This is a genomic window from Mesorhizobium sp. WSM4817 (assembly GCF_055811135.1).
Map to the genome: position 1 here is coordinate 223,484 of NZ_JBVVQQ010000003.1, position 6,214 is coordinate 229,697.

The following is a 6,214-nucleotide window of genomic DNA, read 5'->3' on the forward strand; positions in this document are numbered from 1 at the left end:
ATATGAGTTGAACTCAACCTATGAAGCTGGTAGCACCGAAACAATACCTCACCGCGGGAGCCTGACATGTGCGGAATCGTCGGATTGTTTTTGAAGGACAAGTCGCTCGAGCCTCAACTCGGCTCGATGCTTTCGGAGATGCTGATCTCGCTCAGCGATCGCGGTCCCGACAGTGCCGGCATCGCCATCTATGGCACGCCATCCGGCAACGAGGCCAAGATCACCATGCAGTCGGCAAAGCCGGAGCAGGATTTCAGCAACCTTGACGCCGAACTCGCAAAAGCGATCGGAGCGCCAGTAAGCATCGCAGTGAAATCGACACATGCGGTGGTCAGGACCGCGCCTGCCAAGATCGACGAAGTGCGCGAGGCGATCCAGGCGCTGCGCCCCGACATCCGCATCATGGGCGCCGGCGACGTCGTCGAAATCTACAAGGAAGTCGGCTTGCCCGAAACGGTGGTCGATCGCTTCGACGTGCGCAGCATGACCGGCACGCACGGCATCGGCCATACTCGCATGGCGACGGAATCGGCGGTGACGACGATGGGGGCGCATCCGTTCTCGACCGGCGCCGACCAATGCCTGGTGCATAATGGCTCGCTTTCCAATCACAACAATGTCCGCCGCGAGCTGATCCGCGAAGGCATGAAATTCGAGACCGAGAACGACACCGAAGTCGCGGCCGCCTACCTCTCCTCGCAGATGGCGCATGGCAAGAATCTCGGCGAGGCGCTGGAAGGCACGCTGAGCGACCTCGACGGCTTCTTCACCTTCGTCGTCGGCACCAAGAACGGCTTCGGCGTGGTGCGCGATCCGATCGCCTGCAAGCCTGCCGTCATGGCCGAGACCGACCAATACGTCGCCTTCGGCTCGGAGTATCGTGCGCTGACCAAACTGCCCGGCATCGACAATGCGAGGGTCTGGGAACCCGAGCCTGCAACCGTCTATTTCTGGGAGCATTGAGTTCATGCCGGCAATCAACGTCTCCAAGGCACTCGACCAGAGCCATGCATCAGGGGTGTTCGACCTGGCCGAGATTCCGCTGCGCGAGCTCAACCAGGCGCTTCACGATTTGCCTCCCGGTTCCAACCAGACCGCCTGGGAAGTGCTCAATCCGAAAGGCAGCCATTCGGTGGCGGTCGGCGTCGACCAGCCGGTTACCGTCGATGTCCGCGGCAGCGTCGGCTATTATTGCGGCGGCATGAACGACGGCAGCGCCATCACGGTGCATGGCTCGGCCGGACCCGGCGTCGGCGAAAACATGATGTCGGGCTCGATAACGGTCAAAGGCGACGCCAGCCAATATGCCGGCGCCACCGGCAGGGGCGGGCTGCTGGTCATCGAGGGCAACGCGTCGTCGCGCTGCGGCATCTCGATGAAGGGCATCGACATCGTCGTCCACGGCAATATCGGCCATATGTCGGCCTTCATGGCGCAGTCCGGCAATCTGGTGGTGCTGGGCGATGCCGGCGATGCGCTCGGCGATTCCATCTACGAGGCGCGGCTGTTCGTGCGCGGCAAGGTCGGCAGCCTCGGCGCCGACTGCATCGCCAAGGAGATGCGGCCCGAGCATCTGGCATTGCTGCAGGACCTGCTCGACCGCGCCGGGGTGACCGGCGTCAAGGCGGCGGAGTTCACGCGTTACGGCTCGGCGCGCACCCTCTACAATTTCAACATTGACAACGCCGAGGCGTATTGAGGCTCAATGACCTATCGCAACCCGCCGACGACGCCGCGCAAATCCGCGACCTTCGACGACTACACGCTTTCCGAGATCCGTCGCGCCGCTGCGACCGGCATCTATGATATCCGCGGCGCCGGCGCCAAGCGCAGGCTGCCGCATTTCGACGACCTGCTTGTGCTCGGCGCCTCGATCTCGCGCTATCCGCTTGAAGGCTATCGCGAGCGCTGCGACACCAGTGTCGTGCTGGGCTCGCGCCATGCGAAAAAGCCGATCGAGCTGAAAATCCCGATCACCATTGCCGGCATGAGTTTTGGCTCGCTGTCCGGCCCGGCCAAGGAAGCGCTCGGCCGCGGCGCGACGCTGTCCGGCACCTCGACGACGACCGGCGACGGCGGCATGACCGAGGAAGAGCGCGGCCATTCCAAGACGCTGGTCTACCAGTACCTGCCGTCGCGCTACGGCATGAACCCGCGCGACTTGCGCCGGGCGGATGCGATCGAGATCGTCGTCGGCCAGGGTGCCAAGCCCGGTGGCGGCGGCATGCTGCTTGGCCAGAAGATCTCCGACCGTGTCGCCGAAATGCGCACGCTGCCCAAGGGTATCGACCAGCGCTCAGCCTCACGCCATCCCGACTGGACCGGGCCCGACGATCTCGAAATCAAGATCCTGGAACTGCGTGAAATCACCGACTGGGAAAAGCCGATCTACGTCAAGGTCGGCGGCGCGCGGCCCTATTACGATACAGCCCTTGCGGTGAAATCAGGCGCCGATGTCGTCGTGATCGACGGCATGCAGGGCGGCACCGCCGCAACCCAGGAAGTGTTCATCGAGAATGTCGGCCAGCCGACGCTTGCCTGCATCCGGCCGGCGGTGCAGGCACTGCAGGATCTCGGCATGCATCGCAAGGTGCAGCTGATCATCTCCGGCGGCATCCGCAACGGCGCCGATGTCGCCAAGGCGCTGGCGCTCGGCGTCGACGCGGTGTCGATCGGCACCGCCGCACTTGTCGCGCTCGGCGACAACGATCCGCGCTGGGAGGCGGAGTACAACGAGCTCGGCACCACCGCCGGCGCCTATGACGACTGGCACGAGGGCCGCGATCCGGCCGGCATCACCACGCAGGACCCCGAGCTGATGAAACGGCTCGATCCGATAGCGGCCGGGCGACGGCTGGCCAATTATCTCAAGGTGATGACGCTGGAGGCGCAGACGATCGCCCGCGCCTGCGGCAAGAACAGCCTGCACAATCTCGAGCCCGAGGATCTCGTCGCGCTGACGATCGAAGCCGCCGCCATGGCCGGCGTGCCGCTGGCCGGCACCAACTGGATACCGGGGAAGAACGGCTTCTGATACCAAACTACCAAATACCAATAAGCGAGGAACTATAATGGGGAACGATCTCGCCGCCTTCGCCAAAGGGAACGGCGTCAAATATTTCATGATTTCCTACACCGACCTGTTCGGTGGACAGCGCGCCAAGCTGGTGCCGGCGCAGGCCATCGCCGACATGCAGAAGGACGGCGCCGGCTTTGCCGGCTTTGCCACCTGGCTCGACCTGACGCCGGCGCATCCAGACATGCTGGCCGTGCCGGATCCGGATTCGGTCATCCAGCTGCCGTGGAAGCCGGAAGTCGCCTGGATTGCCGCCAATTGCATGATGGACGAAAAAACGGTCGCCCAGGCGCCGCGCAACACGCTGAAGCGGCTGATTGACGAGGCGGCGGGCGACGGCATGCATGTCAAGACCGGCGTCGAGGCCGAATTCTTCCTGATCTCGCCGGACGGCAACACGATTTCCGACGAATACGACACGGCGTCAAAGCCCTGCTACGACCAGCAGGCGGTGATGCGGCGCTATGATGTCATCGCCGAGATCTGCGACCACATGCTGGCGCTCGGCTGGGGCGCCTACCAGAACGACCATGAGGACGCCAACGGCCAGTTCGAGATGAACTGGGCCTTCGACGATGCGCTGGCGACCGCCGACAAGCATTCCTTCTTCAAGTTCATGGTGAGGTCCGTTGCGGAAAAGCACGGCCTGCGCGCCACCTTCATGCCAAAACCATTCCCGGGCCTGACCGGCAATGGCTGCCACGCCCATATCTCGGTGTGGGACAAGGACGGCAAGACCAATGTCTTTGCCGACAACGCCATGGAGCTCGGCCTGTCGGCGAAGGGCAGGAATTTTCTCGGCGGCATCATGAAGCATGCCTCGGCGCTTGCCGCGATCACCAACCCGACCGTCAATTCCTACAAGCGCATCAATGCGCCGCGCACCATTTCGGGCGCCACCTGGGCGCCGAACTCGGTGACCTGGACCGGCAACAACCGCACCCATATGGTGCGCGTGCCCGGCCCCGGACGCTTCGAGCTGCGCCTGCCCGACGGCGCGGCAAACCCTTATCTGCTGCAGGCGGTCATCATCGCCGCCGGCCTCGACGGCATCCGCTCGAAGGCCGATCCCGGCAAGCGCTACGACATCGACATGTACCAGTTCGGGCATACGGTGGAGGGCGCGCCGAAGCTGCCGCTCAACCTGCTCGATGCATTGCGCGAGTTCGACAACGACAAATCGCTCAAGGCGGCGCTGGGTGAGGAATTCTCGTCGGCTTATCTAAAGCTGAAGCATCAGGAATGGAATTCCTATGCTTCCCACTTCACCCAGTGGGAGCGCGACCACACGCTGGATATCTAGAGCATCGGACCGAAAAGTGTGAAGCGGTTTTCGGACGATTCCGATGCGTCAAGAATGGTCCTGCGCGGCGCGAGCGACCTCGGAATAGAGTCATGAAATACTCGATCTTCTCCCTCGCCCGTGCGGCATTTTCCGGTCACAAGAATTGGCAGCGCACCTGGCGCGACGCCAGCCCGAAGGACCGCTACGACGTGGTGATCATCGGCGGCGGCGGCCACGGCCTGGCGACGGCATGGTTCCTCGCCAGCGAATACGGCATCAGGAATGTCGCCGTGCTCGAAAAGGGCTGGATCGGCTCCGGCAATGCCGGCCGCAACACCACCATCATCCGCTCCAATTACGGGCTGCCCGGCAATACCGGCTTCTACGAGCTGTCGATGAAGCTCTGGGAGCGGATGGAGCAGGACCTCAACTACAACACGATGGTCAGCCAGCGCGGCGTCATCAACCTTTACCATTCCGATGCGCAGCGCGACGCCTATGCGCGGCGCGGCAACACGATGCGCATCAACGGCATCGATGCCGAACTGCTCGACCTTGCCGCGGTCAAGAAGATGATGCCGTTCCTGAACTTCGACAATGCCCGCTTTCCCGTGCAAGGCGGCCTGCTGCAGCGGCGCGGCGGCACGGCACGCCACGACGCCGTGGTCTGGGGCTACGCCCATGCGGCGAGCGCGCTCGGCGTCGACATCATCCAGAACTGCGAGGTGACCGGCTTTGGGCGCGACGCCAACGGCAAGGTGACCGGCGTCGAGACATCGCGCGGCGCAATCGGCGCCGGCAAGGTCGGCATGGCCGTCGCCGGCAGTTCGTCGCGCGTCGCGGCGTTGGCTGGCCTGCGGCTGCCGATCGAGAGCCATGTGCTGCAGGCCTTCGTTTCCGAGGCGATCAAGCCGCTGATCCCCAATGTCATGACCTTCGGCGCCGGCCATTTCTATGTCAGCCAGTCGGACAAGGGCGGGCTGGTCTTCGGCGGCGATATAGACGGCTACAATTCCTATGCCCAGCGCGGCAACATGCCTGTGATGGAAGACGTCTGCGAGGGCGGCATGGCGCTGATGCCGATGATCGGTCGCGTGCGCCTGTTGCGCCAATGGGGCGGCATCATGGACATGTCGATGGACGGCTCGCCGATCATCGACAAGACGCCGGTGGACGGGCTCTATCTCAATGCCGGCTGGTGCTATGGCGGCTTCAAGGCGACGCCCGGCTCCGGCCTTGTCTTTGCCCATCTTCTGGCCCGCGACGAACTGCACAAGGAGGCGGCGCGCTTCCGCCTCGACCGGTTCCGGCGGGGCGCGATGATCGATGAAAAGGGCGTCGGCGCCCAACCGAACCTGCACTGAGGACGGTCCGAAAAGCATGCGTATTGTCTGTCCCTTCTGCGGCGAACGCGAACTCGGCGAGTTCACCTGTCTCGGCGACGCCAAGCCGCTGCGGCCGGCAGCCGGCGCCTCGGAAGACGAGGTGTTCGACTATGTCTATCTGCGCGACAACATTGCCGGCGAGACCAGCGAACATTGGTACCATGGCGGCGGCTGCCGGGCCTGGCTGAAGATCACCCGCAACACGCTGACGCACGAGATCTCCTCGGTCGAGCTGGCGGCGGGCGTGGGTGCAAGGCAGGTGGCAAAATGAGTATTCTTAGCCAGCTCAGCGCTGCCGCGAAGAACGCGAGGCCCCTACCTCCCCCTTGTGGGGAGGTCGGACCGCAGGTCCGGGTGGGGGTCGGCGCCGCGGGGGGGGGGGGGGGGGGGGGGGGCCGGGGGGCGGGCGGGGGGCGGGGCGGGGGGGGGGGGGCGCGCGGGGGGCGGGGGGGGGGGGCGGGGGGGCGG

The 6,214-nt window shown here is 64.5% G+C and carries 7 protein-coding genes; all 7 read left to right on the forward strand.

Features of this window, described 5'->3' with window-relative positions; genetic code table 11:
- Window positions 1–66: 66 nt before the first annotated feature.
- On the forward strand, window positions 67–963 hold the full coding sequence (locus tag AC0L2K_RS05975) for a class II glutamine amidotransferase (RefSeq protein ID WP_287178682.1): 897 nt from the start codon (window positions 67–69) through the stop codon (window positions 961–963).
- A gap of 4 nt (window positions 964–967) precedes the next feature.
- Window positions 968–1,699: a GltB/FmdC/FwdC-like GXGXG domain-containing protein gene (locus AC0L2K_RS05980; protein WP_128167765.1), complete on the forward strand. Its 732-nt coding sequence runs from the start codon at window positions 968–970 to the stop codon at window positions 1,697–1,699.
- A gap of 6 nt (window positions 1,700–1,705) precedes the next feature.
- Window positions 1,706–3,034, forward strand: coding sequence for an FMN-binding glutamate synthase family protein (locus AC0L2K_RS05985; protein WP_128171957.1), 1,329 nt, complete (start codon window positions 1,706–1,708; stop codon window positions 3,032–3,034).
- 37 nt (window positions 3,035–3,071) lie between these two features.
- Window positions 3,072–4,379 (forward strand): type III glutamate--ammonia ligase, encoded by a 1,308-nt coding sequence (gene glnT / locus AC0L2K_RS05990; protein WP_128167767.1) that lies wholly within the window; start codon window positions 3,072–3,074, stop codon window positions 4,377–4,379.
- Window positions 4,380–4,471: 92 nt separating this feature from the next.
- Window positions 4,472–5,725, forward strand: a complete 1,254-nt coding sequence (locus AC0L2K_RS05995) for a sarcosine oxidase subunit beta family protein (protein WP_128167768.1) — start codon at window positions 4,472–4,474, stop codon at window positions 5,723–5,725.
- Window positions 5,726–5,741: 16 nt separating this feature from the next.
- Entirely contained in the window at window positions 5,742–6,017 is a 276-nt protein-coding gene (locus tag AC0L2K_RS06000) for a sarcosine oxidase subunit delta (protein WP_473530853.1), read from the forward strand.
- Window positions 6,014–6,214: hypothetical protein (locus AC0L2K_RS06005; RefSeq protein ID WP_473530854.1), on the forward strand; the 201-nt coding region annotated here is incomplete at its 3' end. The genes AC0L2K_RS06000 and AC0L2K_RS06005, both read left to right, overlap by 4 nt.